This window comes from Roseibium algae (genome assembly GCF_037783265.1).
Taxonomy (GTDB): Bacteria; Pseudomonadota; Alphaproteobacteria; order Rhizobiales; family Stappiaceae; genus Roseibium; species Roseibium algae.
In genome coordinates this window covers 118,727-131,970 of record NZ_JBAKIA010000009.1, presented here as the reverse complement: position 1 = coordinate 131,970, position 13,244 = coordinate 118,727, and the positions used below count along the sequence as shown (strand labels likewise).

Annotated in this window: 14 protein-coding genes; 6 read left to right on the top strand and 8 right to left on the bottom strand. The window is 53.7% G+C overall.

Going from position 1 to position 13,244, the window contains the following annotated elements:
* Window positions 1-191: 191 nt before the first annotated feature.
* The 4 genes from sucD to zapE form a co-directional block, all read right to left on the bottom strand.
* Window positions 192-1,100 (bottom strand): succinate--CoA ligase subunit alpha, encoded by a 909-nt coding sequence (sucD, locus tag V6575_RS13845; RefSeq protein ID WP_340275099.1) that lies wholly within the window; start codon window positions 1,098-1,100, stop codon window positions 192-194.
* Window positions 1,100-2,299: an ADP-forming succinate--CoA ligase subunit beta gene (gene sucC, locus V6575_RS13840; RefSeq protein WP_340275097.1), complete on the bottom strand. Its 1,200-nt coding sequence runs from the start codon at window positions 2,297-2,299 to the stop codon at window positions 1,100-1,102. The genes sucD and sucC overlap by 1 nt, the downstream gene beginning before the upstream one ends.
* Before the next feature lie 70 nt (window positions 2,300-2,369).
* On the bottom strand, window positions 2,370-3,332 hold the full coding sequence (mdh, locus tag V6575_RS13835; protein ID WP_340275095.1) for a malate dehydrogenase: 963 nt from the start codon (window positions 3,330-3,332) through the stop codon (window positions 2,370-2,372).
* 172 nt (window positions 3,333-3,504) lie between these two features.
* Window positions 3,505-4,665 carry a cell division protein ZapE gene (zapE, locus tag V6575_RS13830; RefSeq protein WP_340275093.1) on the bottom strand — a complete coding sequence of 387 codons (1,161 nt, stop codon included), beginning with the start codon at window positions 4,663-4,665 and terminating at the stop codon, window positions 3,505-3,507.
* A 204-nt stretch (window positions 4,666-4,869) separates the two neighbouring features.
* Between zapE and V6575_RS23345 the strand changes: the two genes are divergently transcribed.
* Window positions 4,870-5,112 (top strand): GrpB family protein, encoded by a 243-nt coding sequence (locus tag V6575_RS23345; RefSeq protein ID WP_422785574.1) that lies wholly within the window; start codon window positions 4,870-4,872, stop codon window positions 5,110-5,112.
* A 103-nt stretch (window positions 5,113-5,215) separates the two neighbouring features.
* On the opposite strand, the gene V6575_RS13825 is transcribed toward V6575_RS23345, so the two are convergent.
* Complete coding sequence (locus tag V6575_RS13825; protein WP_340275092.1) at window positions 5,216-5,998, bottom strand: DUF7662 domain-containing protein; 783 nt, start codon at window positions 5,996-5,998, stop codon at window positions 5,216-5,218.
* 72 nt (window positions 5,999-6,070) lie between these two features.
* Window positions 6,071-6,607: a protease inhibitor Inh/omp19 family protein gene (locus tag V6575_RS13820; protein ID WP_340275091.1), complete on the bottom strand. Its 537-nt coding sequence runs from the start codon at window positions 6,605-6,607 to the stop codon at window positions 6,071-6,073.
* A 185-nt stretch (window positions 6,608-6,792) separates the two neighbouring features.
* On the opposite strand from V6575_RS13820, the gene V6575_RS13815 reads away from it, so the two are divergent.
* The 5 genes from V6575_RS13815 to V6575_RS13795 all read left to right on the top strand — a co-directional run bounded on the left by V6575_RS13815 (window position 6,793) and on the right by V6575_RS13795 (window position 11,709).
* A complete protein-coding gene (locus tag V6575_RS13815) occupies window positions 6,793-7,401 on the top strand; it encodes a GNAT family N-acetyltransferase (RefSeq protein ID WP_340275089.1) in 609 nt (202 codons plus the stop codon).
* Window positions 7,402-7,586: 185 nt separating this feature from the next.
* The gene (locus tag V6575_RS13810; RefSeq protein WP_340275088.1) at window positions 7,587-7,967 is read left to right on the top strand and encodes an MAPEG family protein; all 381 of its coding nucleotides are present in this window, start codon (window positions 7,587-7,589) and stop codon (window positions 7,965-7,967) included.
* Between the two features lie 143 nt (window positions 7,968-8,110).
* On the top strand, window positions 8,111-8,995 hold the full coding sequence (locus V6575_RS13805; protein ID WP_340275086.1) for a 1-acyl-sn-glycerol-3-phosphate acyltransferase: 885 nt from the start codon (window positions 8,111-8,113) through the stop codon (window positions 8,993-8,995).
* 88 nt (window positions 8,996-9,083) lie between these two features.
* On the top strand, window positions 9,084-10,946 hold the full coding sequence (recQ, locus tag V6575_RS13800; protein ID WP_340275085.1) for a DNA helicase RecQ: 1,863 nt from the start codon (window positions 9,084-9,086) through the stop codon (window positions 10,944-10,946).
* Between the two features lie 154 nt (window positions 10,947-11,100).
* The gene (locus tag V6575_RS13795) at window positions 11,101-11,709 is read left to right on the top strand and encodes an outer membrane protein (RefSeq protein ID WP_340275084.1); all 609 of its coding nucleotides are present in this window, start codon (window positions 11,101-11,103) and stop codon (window positions 11,707-11,709) included.
* A gap of 156 nt (window positions 11,710-11,865) precedes the next feature.
* Here V6575_RS13795 and V6575_RS13790 read toward each other — a convergent pair whose 3' ends face one another.
* Together V6575_RS13790 and msrA are read right to left on the bottom strand one after the other, a co-directional pair.
* Complete coding sequence (locus tag V6575_RS13790) at window positions 11,866-12,381, bottom strand: hypothetical protein (protein ID WP_340275082.1); 516 nt, start codon at window positions 12,379-12,381, stop codon at window positions 11,866-11,868.
* Window positions 12,382-12,491: 110 nt separating this feature from the next.
* Complete coding sequence (gene msrA / locus V6575_RS13785) at window positions 12,492-13,142, bottom strand: peptide-methionine (S)-S-oxide reductase MsrA (protein WP_340275080.1); 651 nt, start codon at window positions 13,140-13,142, stop codon at window positions 12,492-12,494.
* Between the last annotated feature and the right edge of the window lie 102 nt (window positions 13,143-13,244).

The following is a 13,244-nucleotide window of genomic DNA, read 5'->3' as shown; positions in this document are numbered from 1 at the left end:
GCGGAGCAAAACTCCGCCCTTATTCTTTCAGGTGGACCCGGATGAGCCCGTCCTGGGTTCCTTTTCAGGCCGATGAAAACACCGACCCCCTCATAATTCCGGTCAAGGCGATAATTCGCCTCGACCGCTTCGCATCACTATGCCTACCGAATCGTAAACAATTTACGTCGGAGTACCAGCATAAAGCTGATTTAGCCCTTCAATACTTCAAGAAGGGTTTCACCAAGCTTGGCAGGAGACGGAGAAACCTTGATACCGGCCTCTTCCATCGCTGCAATTTTATCTTCAGCACCGCCTTTGCCACCGGAAATAACAGCGCCAGCATGCCCCATAGTCCGACCTGGAGGAGCCGTACGACCCGCAATGAAGCCAGCCATTGGCTTCTTGCGGCCCTTCTTGGCCTCATCGATGAGGAACTGAGCTGCTTCTTCTTCTGCAGAACCGCCAATTTCACCGATCATGATCATGGACTTGGTTTCATCATCAGCCAAGAACATTTCCAGGATGTCAATGAACTCGGTGCCCTTGACCGGATCACCGCCGATGCCGACAGCCGTTGTCTGGCCGAGTCCTGCATTGGACGTCTGGAAGACCGCTTCATAGGTCAGTGTTCCGGAACGCGAAACAACCCCAACAGAGCCCTTCTTGAAGATGGAGCCTGGCATGATGCCAATCTTGCATTCTTCAGGTGTCAGGACGCCTGGGCAGTTCGGGCCAAGCAGACGGGACTTGGATTTCTCCAACTTCGCCTTGACCTTGATCATGTCAGCAACCGGGATGCCCTCGGTGATGCAAACGATGAACGGAACTTCCGCATCAATGGCTTCAATAATCGCAGCGCCCGCGCCTGCCGGCGGAACGTAGATCACTGAGGCGTCTGCGCCTGTGGCTTCCTTCGCTTCACCAACGCTGGCGAAGATTGGAAGTTCAGCTGTAGCATCCAGACTACTGGTCCAGCTTGTACCGCCCTTTTTAGGGTGCACGCCGCCAACCATCTTGGTGCCGTAGTACTGCAGAGCCTGTTCCGTGTGGAACGATCCGGTCTTGCCGGTCAGACCCTGAACGATAATTTTCGTGTCTTTATTGACGAGGATCGACATTACGCGCCCCCCTTGACGGCTTTCACGATTTTCTGGGCGGCATCATCAAGGTCGTCGGCGGCAATGACGTTCATGCCGCTTTCAGAGATGATTTTCTTGCCGAGTTCGACGTTGGTGCCTTCAAGGCGAACAACGAGGGGAACCTGCAGGCCAACTTCAGTCACAGCTGCCAGCACGCCTTCTGCGATCACGTCGCAGCGCATGATGCCACCGAAGATGTTGACCAGGATGCCCTTCACGTTCGGATCAGACGTAATGATCTTGAACGCTGCCGTAACCTTTTCCTTGGTAGCGCCGCCACCAACATCCAGGAAGTTCGCAGGCTCCGCGCCATAGAGCTTAATGATGTCCATGGTTGCCATGGCAAGGCCAGCACCATTGACCATGCAGCCGATGTCACCATCGAGAGCCACATAGGCCAGGTCGTGCTTGGACGCTTCAATTTCCTTGGCGTCTTCTTCTGACTCGTCGCGCAGGGCAAAAATGTCGTCGTGACGGAACAACGCATTACCGTCAAAAGACACTTTGGCGTCGAGAACACGCACACGACCATCTTTCATGACGATCAGCGGGTTCACTTCGAGAAGAGCCATGTCCTTTTCCACAAACGCTGTGTAAAGGATCGGGAAAAGCTTCATGCCATCTTCGCGTGCGACGCCAGACAATTCCAGCCAATCGCAAAGCTTGGCAGCATCTGCGTCCGTCACACCCGTATCCGGGTTGATCGGCAGATTGTGGATCTTCTCCGGTGTCTCTTCAGCAACAGCCTCAATGTCCATGCCGCCTTCAGTGGAAACCACAAAAGCAACCTGGCCGCAGGTGCGGTCCACGAGAATGGAGAGGTAGAGCTCACGCTCGATATCTGCACCGTCCTCAATGTAAAGGCGATTGACGACCTTGCCGGCAGGACCGGTCTGAGCAGTCACAAGTGTGTTGCCGAGCATATCTTTTGCATGCGCGGTCACTTCCTCAAGAGAGAAAGCCAGGCGAACACCGCCCTTTGCGTCTGGGCCAAGTTCGGTGAACTTGCCTTTACCGCGACCACCTGCGTGGATCTGAGACTTCACAACCCAGAGCGGGCCAGGAAGGCTCTTTGCAGCTGCTTCGGCTTCATCGGCGGAGAAGATGGCAACACCTTCAGCAACCGGTGCACCATATTCCTTCAGAACCGCTTTGGCCTGATATTCATGAATGTTCATTTGTTTCCCCCGTTGTCGGAGGACCGTCACCGAGGATCAGTGACGGCCATCAAAAATTACTGCAGTCAACTCAGGCAAGAGCTGGCTGAATTTTCTTACAAGCTTCTACAAGGCCACCGACAGATGCGACGGATTTGTCGAACATTGCTTTTTCGTCTGAAGACATATCGATTTCGATAACACGTTCGACGCCATTGGCACCGATCACAACCGGCACACCAACATAAGTGTCTTTCAGGCCGTACTGACCATCAAGAGCAGCAGCGCATGGAACAACACGCTTTTTGTCCTTGATGTAGCTTTCCGCCATCGAAATGGCAGCAGAAGCCGGAGCGTAGAAAGCAGAGCCGGTCTTGAGCAGACCAACGATTTCCGCACCGCCGTCGCGGGTCCGCTGAACAATCTCTTCCAGACGCTCAGCTGTGCACCAGCCCATCTTGACGAGATCCGGCAATGGAATGCCTGCAACAGTGGAGTAACGGGTCAGCGGCACCATGGTGTCGCCGTGGCCGCCCAGAACGAAGGCCGTAACATCTTCAACCGAAACGTTGAACTCATCAGCCAGGAAGTAGCGGAAGCGGGCGCTGTCGAGAACGCCAGCCATGCCAACGACTTTGTTCTTCGGCAGACCTGAGAATTTCTGCAAAGCCCAAACCATCGCATCAAGTGGGTTGGTGATACAGATAACGAAAGCGTTAGGTGCATACTTGGCGATACCAGCGCCAACCTGCTCCATGACTTTCAAATTGATTTCCAAAAGGTCATCGCGGCTCATGCCCGGCTTGCGCGGGACGCCTGCAGTAACGATGACAACGTCCGAGCCCTCGATAGCTGCGTAGTCGTTGGCACCGGCCAGCTTGGAATCAAAACCGTCAACAGGAGAAGATTCTGCAAGGTCGAGGGCTTTGCCCTGCGGGACGCCTTCCGTGATGTCAAAGAGAACGATGTCTCCCAATTCCTTCAAGCCAGCAAGATGAGCGAGCGTGCCGCCAATCTGACCTGAGCCGATCAAAGCAATCTTGTTCCGAGCCATGTCCGAAAGTTTCCCTTTACGTAAGATGGAACCTTATGCCATCCGCTGATGACTGCGAATGGCACTACTCCCTTTGCCCGCCCCGTGCAAGCTAACCACAAGGATAACTGCCGCGAAACGGAATTAATTGATCATCTTCCCGCCATATACACATGACCTATTGGGAAGGTCTCTAAGTGCGCAAGCGCGTTTCTTCTCCTGACAGATATGCTCCCGAACGCATCTCGATCAACCGTGAAACTGTCCGGTCAAACTCAAATGCCTCGGTCCCACCTTCAGAGATATAGAGGCCGGTGGGCTCCGCTTCAGCAGAAATTACCAGTTTGATGCCGTTGTCATACAGCGTGTCGATCAAGTTGATAAATCGCTTCGCTTCATTACGCCGCGCTTTACTCATGACCGGAACATCTTCAACAAACACCGTTCCATATGTATGTGCAATCCGAAGATAATCAGCTGCGCCCAATGGCTGCATGCAGAGCTCTTCAAATGAAAAGCGAGCAACGCCAGCGGCCGCAGCACGCACCTGAATTTGCCGCCCCTTGAATTCCAGCTCTTCTGCGCGTGGCTTTACCCCATGGGTCAGCTTGCCCCATAATTCGTCAACCTTGCCATCAGCCTCAGCGCCTAGCGGAGAGACATAGACCGGCGCACCACCCAGCTTTTCGAGGCGGTAGTCCGTCGGGCTGTCGAGCATCACCACATCAACCCGCTCTTGCAGCAGCGCCACAAACGGCAGGAAAAGCTGACGGTTCAATCCGTCCCGATAGAGATCCTTGGGATCGACATTTGATGTCGCAACCACAACAACCCCGAGCGAAAACAACTGGGTGAACAACCGTCCCAGGATCATCGCATCCGTGATATCTGTGACTGAAAACTCATCGAAGCAAAGCAGGCGCGTCTCATCTGCAATCTGCTGAGCGACCGGTAGAATCGGGTCATCCCCTTTGACTTCACCGCGCTTCAGAGACTGACGATAGGCGTGAATTCGTTCGTGCACATCCGCCATGAATTCGTGAAAATGAGCCCGGCGTTTACGCTTGACTACAGCCACTTCCATGAAGAGGTCCATGATCATGGTCTTGCCGCGGCCAACGCCACCCCAGACATAAAGTCCCTTGGGGCGCTTTACGGTCTTCTTGTTTCGGCTGAACAACCAGCCGAGGGAACTTTTCTTGGAGGCAAGACGAAGTTGTGAGAGTTCGGTGTTGAGGAGATCAAGCCGATGGACAATATCCAACTGAATTGGATCCTCGCTGATGTCTCCCGAGGATACCAATGCCTGATATCTATTCTGAAGTGCCCGACTGACCGGCAGTTCAACTTTCACTCTGGCGCTCCGTTCCTGACATTTTGTCCACACAGCCCCCGCTGGGGTTTGCCAAACTATCGCCCTGACCGCTCGCATAAGGTTAAACCAACCAAGATGCAAGAGCCGCAGACTGTCGTTGCTGAGTGGAATAACGCTAAAATCGATTTAAATTGATTAACATTTCTTATCTGCGCCGGAGAAACTTAAGGTTGCTATCATTCTATGCCCCATTCAAATGACTGGGCTTTGCAAGCCAAATTGCTCGCCGCGCATATAAAACGCCAACTACCTTTTCCGTTCATAGACCTCCAACAAATCGGCAGCACATCGGTTCCGGGCTTGGTTGCCAAACCCAAGCTGCACCTAGATGTCACCGTCGGAGACGATCAAGACGTGCGCACCGCAGTAACCACTTTGACTAAAACAGCAGGAAAGCCGACTTTATCGCCAGAGTACTCAGCATAAGAGAAGGCACCTAGCGCTCTTTTTGAAAGGAGCAAACAGTCTTATGGCACGCACAACAATCTTTGATAGCGGCAGATCTGAACCGGAGACGCCTGTGAGACCTTCAGAGCGTTACAAACTGAACCGGCATGCCACCCTGGCTCTCCTGAAGTGTCAGAAGCTGGCCAACAAGCTCTCGCTCACTATCAAGATCCAAATCAGCCTTTCGCCCGCGACCGTCGGTCAAGAGCCAAGCGTTGCCTGGGCGAATGACATCGAATTCCATCGGATCAGAAGCATTGAGTTGCAAGCGCTCTAGCAGGCCGCTGTCGACGGAAGGCACACCATCCTGAGCTGCCTTCATCTCCAGTCGCAACGACCGATAAAATAGCTGGATTGCAGAGGTGCTGATAACAACAGAACCGGTATCGCCATCCCGCAGATAGACAATACGTGAGATCCCGGCACCCGTTGGAATTCCTGCCGCTGAACACGGGATTTTATGCATGTCGCCGAGAATGGTCCACTCAGCACGCAGTGTGACTGTGACCGGCTGGCGCAATGCTGGCATAGCGCGGGCCAGCATTTTTTCGCCAGAGCTCCGTCGATCAGAGCTTTCCGCGATCGCAGCATTGGCGGATTTCGCGAGAGACGTCCCCCCGATCCGAAGCCTGCGAAACACAACCACATCCCTTGGAAGGTCCGTACGCTCTACCCGCCATCCGGCATCCAGCCAAGCATTCTGATGAACCAGGCTGCCACCAGAATTAGCCCACCAGGTTCTGTGATCGCGAGCGCTTTTTGGCAAGCCTGATCCCAGAATGCTCTCTAGATCGTCCAGCTTCGCCGCCCAAACCACATCATCCAGACGTGCAAGATGTTCTCTCAAAGGGTCATATTTGGACATTGGCGCACCTCCTACTTTAGAGGTATACTACACCCATGAAGAGTGTCGTCCAGATATTTTTACTTATGGTTGCTAACGGTAAAGTGAGATGGGCGCACCGGTTGCCGTCTGACCATTGAATTGCTCGGTAGAGCTCGCATAGAGCTGCGCAACAATTCCGCCGCTCGCGTCCTTCAAAACCACCTGCTTGCCAGAAAGATCCCATGCAGAAACACCGGACAAAGCCGGGGTCGCACAGCCTCTGGTGTTTGCTCGATATCCGCCGGACCAAGCCGTCAAAGCCATAAAGGCCATGCAATTATCGCCTGCAGAAGAGATTTTCCAGCCGCCAGCCATATCGCTGCGTCCAATCTCAACAGCCCCACTGGGCTCTGCAACCGGCGCGACACTGAGATCCGTGCCAGGCGCTCCCGGAACGCCCTGCTCAACAACTCCGGGGCCTGGAACCGGCGCTAGAGGATCAAGTGGCTGCAAATTACCCTGACCAACCGGAGTTGTCGGTGTCGCAGGCAGAGGGGTTGCATAGTTACTGTTTCCCGAAAAACGCTGACAACCAGCCACCACCAGCGCAGAACTCAAGACCAAGGCAACTGTCACACCACGTTTCATATCGAATCAATCCCCGTTCCGCTGCACACTCATTTATTCTCTTACCGCACCATTACACCGAATGGCAAAATTCGACACAATTTACCGAGCCAATGCTATTGAATAAAGACCATTACGCCTGATATATGATGACGTGCGTTTGGAGGAACGCTGGGAGGACATTGTCTGTCACTCAGGAGCGCTCCATGCAGCCGTCCCTAAATATTTGGCGCCTATTTTCATGGGTCTTCAAACCCAAAGCTCCCAATACGACGGCAGAGCTCTTCGCTAAGGGTGAAATTCGCCCGATTTCCGTGTCAGAGAAACATCTGTTCCGAGACCACCTGCTCCGTCTCGATGCAAATACACGGCGAAGTCGGTTTGCCATGCAGGCAAGCGACGCCTTCTTGCGCAGTTATGTAGAAACATCCTTCACACTGGACACACTGATATACGCCTATCTGGAAAATGGTATCGTTCGAGGAACTGCAGAATTGCGCTCCCTTGGAGATGCCCAAACGGCAGAAGCAGCCTTTTGCGTTGAACCTGACTGGCGCCGCAAAGGCATAGGAACGCGCCTCATGGATACGCTCCTTCAAACTGCTAGAGAACGTCACACTCGTCATATTTATATCAACTGCCTTGCCGGCAATAGCCTCATGCAGGCTCTGGCTCGCAAGTTCTCGGCGTCGATGACCTTTCAGGCCGGAGATGTTATCGGTCACCTGCACCCGGTGGGATCAACATTGCCAGGCAAGTTGCGCAACTTCCTTTCGCGGCTTATTCCCACTCCAAATAGCACCATGCCCCGCTAGTAATCGTTTGTTTCCAGTGACAGCCGGTTCAAAGGCGGTGCCCATCATCGAGCAGATCCTTACAGAACAATCGCCAAGATAATGTGTTTGGCTCTTGGTTCACCTGCTTTGAAACGATAGTTTCCACCTAACAGTCAAAATCAGGACCGCGCTCCAGCAGGTCTGCATAAGTAAGGACACTGTAAATGCCGATTTCAATCTGGTGTATTCTCATCGCTGCCATTCTTCCCATAGCGGCTGTATTTCCCGCAAAACTCGACAAGTCTTACGACAATAACAAGCCACGCGACCCAGACTATTGGCGCAGTGGCTTTCGGGCTCGTGCCAGCGCTGCAGCGGCAAACAGCTTCGAAGCTCTGCCTTTCTTCGCAGCAGCTGTTATTATTGGCCTATGGCAAGGCGGTTCGGTCGAGTGGATCAACAAACTGGCAGTCCTGTTTATCGGGCTGCGGATCATTTACATCCTTTGCTACTACACCGACCGCGCAACGCCTCGGTCTATCTCTTGGCTTGCCGCTTTGCTGTCTGCAGTGGCGATTTTCACCAGCCCGATTTGGAGCGTTTAAACCAAAACGCTGACCGTTGATCGAGGTCGCTTTATGACCGTTTGATGAAATTATACCGACCCGATGTCATATCCATTGCCTGCGTCTGAGGGCTTCAGTAATACTGCCGAAGCACCAGACCACTCAGAATACCGGGACGGACTTTGGCTTATTCTGATCAGACAACAGTCGCCCTGTCTGGGACAGCGGCCACCGAACAACACAAGCATATTGTCGATATACTGATTGAGGAACGCGGCCAAGGCGTCATGAACGCGCCTTGGTGGCCTTTGGTGCAACCTGCAGCCTTCCGGATTTTGGGCTACAGGCGCGCGCTGGAGATGGCCAACATCATCTCGAACATGCCCGCACAGCGCATCTTCGACCATCTCAGCGCCCTTTTACAGCTCAATCTGGACGTACTCGGCCTGAAAAGCGTTCCGAAAACCGGACCAGTTGTGCTGGTGTCGAACCATCCAACAGGCATTGCTGATGGCGTTGTCCTATATGACGCGATCGGATCGCGGCGTAAGGACCTCTCTATCTTCGCAAACCGGGACGCCATCCGCATCAATCCGCGGCTTGCTGACATGATCATCCCGGTGGAGTGGCGTGCCAAGTTCAAGACACGAGAGAAATCCCGGGAGACCCTGAGATTGGCTGGCAAGGCATTTGCCGAAGACCGCGCTGTGGTCCTGTTTCCATCCGGACGTCTGGCCCATTGGCACGAAGGCCGCCTCACAGAACGCCCCTGGATGACCTCTGCGCTGGCCATGGCCCGCCGCTACAAGGTGCCGATCATACCCGTCCATATGGGAGGGCGGAATTCCGCCCTGTTTTATTTCCTGACCCGCATCTCAACCGAACTACGCGACATGACCGTTTTCAACGAGCTCCTCAACAAAAAACACGCCCACTATCAGGTTCATTTCGGCCAGCCGATTGATCCGGCCCTTCTGGACGGCGATTTGAACAGCCTGTCCGAGCGGCTACGAACCCATTGCGCAGACATCCTTGCGCAAGACCCGGACGCTGTGTTCACAGATTAGCCGCCTCTGCAGCGAATCATCCACAGACGGAGATTGCCGTCATCAGGCGAATAAGCGAGACTGCGGAAAATCAGGGAATCAGCCGCACATGCTCGCATCGCAGCCGCTACCGGCCAGCGCACAAGACAAGAGTCACGCCACAGACCCGCGCGATGTTCTTCGCGATGTTTTTGGCTATCCGGAGTTTCGCGGACGACAGGCAGAAGTGGTCGACGCACTTGTCTGCGGGAAGGATGCGGTCGTGCTCTTCCCGACCGGTGCAGGCAAGTCGCTTTGCTTCCAGATCCCGGCGCTTTGCCGACCGGGCATCGGCATCGTGATTTCGCCGCTGATCGCCCTGATGAAAGACCAGGTCGGCGCTCTGACCGCAGCCGGTGTTTCCGCCGCAGCCTTGAATTCTTCTCTTACGCCCGAAGAGCAGGACGCTGTCCGCGACAAAGCCCGATCCGGCGAACTGCAGCTCCTCTATGTGACGCCAGAGCGGCTCTCGACAGAAGGCTTTCGTCGGTTTCTCGATACGCTGGATATTGCGCTCTTTGCTATCGATGAAGCGCATTGCGTCAGCCAGTGGGGCCATGATTTCCGCCCGGAATACCTGTCGCTGACCACACTGCGCGACCGTTATCCGAATGTGCCGCGTGTCGCGTTGACGGCCACCGCCGATCCGCACACGCGTGAGGACATCATTGCCCGGCTTCAGTTGGAAAGCGCTGAGGTTTTTTCGACCAGCTTTGACCGTCCGAACATTCGATACGAGATTGTCGAGCGAACGAACCAGCGACAGCAGCTGCTGGATTTCCTCGCCCGCCACAAGGACGAAAGCGGCATTGTCTATTGCCTATCGCGCGCCAAAGTCGAAGATATTTCCGAATGGCTGTGCGCCAAGGGCATCCGCGCCCTGCCCTATCATGCCAGATTGCCAGCAGAGACGCGCGCAGCTAACCAGGACGCGTTTCTGCTGGAAGAGGGCCTGTGCCTGGTTGCGACTGTCGCCTTCGGCATGGGCATTGACAAGCCGGACGTTCGCTTCGTCGCTCATCTGGACTTGCCGTCTTCCGTTGAAGCCTACTATCAGGAAACAGGCCGAGCGGGTCGCGATGGCGCGCCATCTGAGGCCTGGATGGCCTATGGTATGGCCGATATGGTTCAGCGCCGCCGGATGATCTCGGAAGGTGATGCGCCTGATGATATCAAACGTGCAGAAAACGGTAAACTCAACGCGCTTCTGGGCATTTGTGAAACAGTCGGCTGCAGACGTCAGGCTCTGCTGGCCCATTTTGGCGAGGTCTATCCCAAGCCTTGCGGCAATTGCGACACTTGCCTGTCTCCGGTGGAGACCTGGGACGGGTCAGAAGCTGCGCAGAAATTCATGTCAACGATTTACCGTACAGACCAGCGCTTTGGCACCGGCCATATCATTGATGTTCTGCTGGGCAAGGAAACCGACAAGACCACACGCTTCGGCCATGGCAACCTATCAGTCTTTGGCATCGGTCAGGAACATTCGGCCAAGATCTGGCAATCGGTCGCACGCCAATTGGTGGCGGCAGGGCTTATTGACGTGGACCATGCGAATTATGGCGCACTGATCCTGACGGAAGAGGCGAGATCTGTTTTCCGCAGCGAGCGGCAAGTTCTGCTGCGCAAGGACCGGGCCGCAGCCAGCTTCAAGAAAACACGCGGCGCGCGCTCAGCAAGTTTGGCCGATGATCTCGATCCAGACGACCGGCAGCTCTTTGAACACCTTCGACGCCTCAGAACGCAACTTGCCCGTGATGCGGAAGTACCACCCTATGTGGTGTTTCCCGACGCGACACTCGCCGGCATTGCCAAGGCAAGACCTGGCACATACATCGCCTTGCTGGCTGTATCAGGCGTCGGGCAATCCAAGCTGGAACGCTACGGCAAGGAATTCATCGCCGTAGTCGAAGCGTTTGAAGCAGGGATTTAGCCCCCCACAACCAGAACCGTCGCATCATTGCCACACCCACTTAATAAGGCGGTAAGATGCTAGAAACAAAGAGTATTTCCTAAATTACACAGGTGGCCACAAAGGAAAAATACACTTATAATTATTTCAGTTTATGGATTTAGGAAATACTCTGATGAAAAGTCTACTCTTCGCAACTGCGGTTATTTTTGGGTCATTGACGCATTCAGCATTGAGCGCCGAAGATAATCTAGCTTACACAAGCGGCTTTTACGCAGGTGCACAAGCTGGCTTTGGTAGCCTTAACGGCAAAGACACACTGGGTGGCTCTCAAACACTTGAGAGTGGCGTCTTCGGCCTCTTCGGTGGTTATGATCATGCCTTTGGCAACATAATCGTTGGCCTAGGTGCTGAGGCAAATTTGACGAACTACAGAACTCTCAACGCATCTGGTAGCTCCCGTTCATCGGACAAGTGGAACGCATCGGGAACCGTGCGCATCGGTTACGCCATTGACCGGTTCCTTCCTTATATTTCCGCTGGTGTCGCTCTGAGCGAATATTCGGTAAAGCGAACCTCAACAGGTGAAACAGCATCCAACACGCATGCTGGATATGTTCTGGGAGCTGGCCTGGAAGCCAAGGTCACAAATAACTGGTCTGCTCGGCTTGATTACAAGCATTTTGAAATGGGCACCGAAACGTATCAATTCAACGGCTTTTCACCTTTCGATATATCAGGTCACCAGGATGCCGTTACGTTGGGCGTCGCATACCACTTCTGAGTACCCTTCAAATTACAGATCACGCAATAATGGCAGTGGAGTTGAATTCCACTGCCATTATTGCGAAAGCTTCTTGATTAATTTTCAGCCCCTTGATTCAGCAGGTATGAGAGGCGCGATATACGCGGCTAACCCGCTGGAGATAGGAAGGTCTTCTTAATTCGGCCGACAACAAAAATTGAAGACGCCAGCAAGATCATGCAAATGTTCCTCCGACGGCTCATTGAGCCAATCAGATATCGTGTGAACCAAGACCCTATGCATGGCCTTATGTTTGCGAAGGCGGGAATAAGATTTCCCCAGTTGATAGATTTCCGCGATATCCTCAGTCGAAAAGACCTCCAACGCAGAACTGGCAAATGCGGCACCAAGGTCAGCAAGTGTGCGCCGCGCCAATTCATGGGTGATTAGAAAGGCAAATAGACCCAAGACAAAGCGCTCTTCGTATCGCAAGGTGGACTTGTCGCGCCCCAAGCGCACCAAAATGAGATCAATGGTCACAACTGTACATACAACTGCAAATTCAGTCGAATTGCCTGTCTTCGGCAACTCCATGCCATTGGAGTTCAAAATACAATCTAATTTAACGCGAAGACGATTTTCTGATTCAACAAGTTTCAATTCAGAAATAAAACTCGGCTCTTTAGAGCCCACAGAAAAATATTCAACCATGCAATTGCCCCCTCAAACATTGAAGGCCAAAGGCTTCCCCTTTCCTAAGGTAACTTTAAAATTGGCAACATGCAATTTCTAGCAGTTCTCAGAAACACCGTCTATCTTACTCAACTTCCATGACCGCCTTTCGAAACGCCTTTGTAGGCTTGTTTGCCCCAGACTTTCTTCACCTGTGCATCACGGCCACAAGCCTTGCGATAGCCTTTGTAGGCAGACGCGCGCGTGACGTAGCCAAAGCGGGTCAGGGTGCGAGTATCGCTCTTGTAGTAGCCCTGATGATAGTCCTCTGCAGGCCAGAACAAAGCTGATCCTTCGACCGGCGTGGCAATATTGCCTCCAAGGTCTTTTGCGGCCTCGGTGACGGCTGCCCGCGCCTCTTTAGCCTGGGCGTCTGTCAAAGGATAGAGCGCTGAGGAATAGGCATGTCCCCGGTCGCAGAATTGACCACCGGCATCAGTCACATCAATGGTGCGCAGGAAAATATCGACCAGCTCTCGATAACTCAGCTTGGCCTCATCGAAATCAACTTTCACCACCTCCCTGTGGCCACCCTTCTCATAGGACTTGTAGGTGGGATTCTGGCTTGTCCCGCCCGCGTAACCAGACACCACGTCGCGAACGCCTGGCACCGCCTCAAGGTCGGATTCCACACACCAGAAACACCCCCCCGCGAGGATCGCGGTTTCAGCCTTTGCCGGAAGGCTGACCAAATTGGCAAGAGCGACAGCGCAAAGTGACAGCGTCAAAGAACGAAACATCAGCAACCTCCATAATCATCAGGCAAGAGGTAGCGTTTTATAGACATATGGCAATTCACATCACTACACGAACGCGATAGGGCATTTTAAAGATTGCCGTTA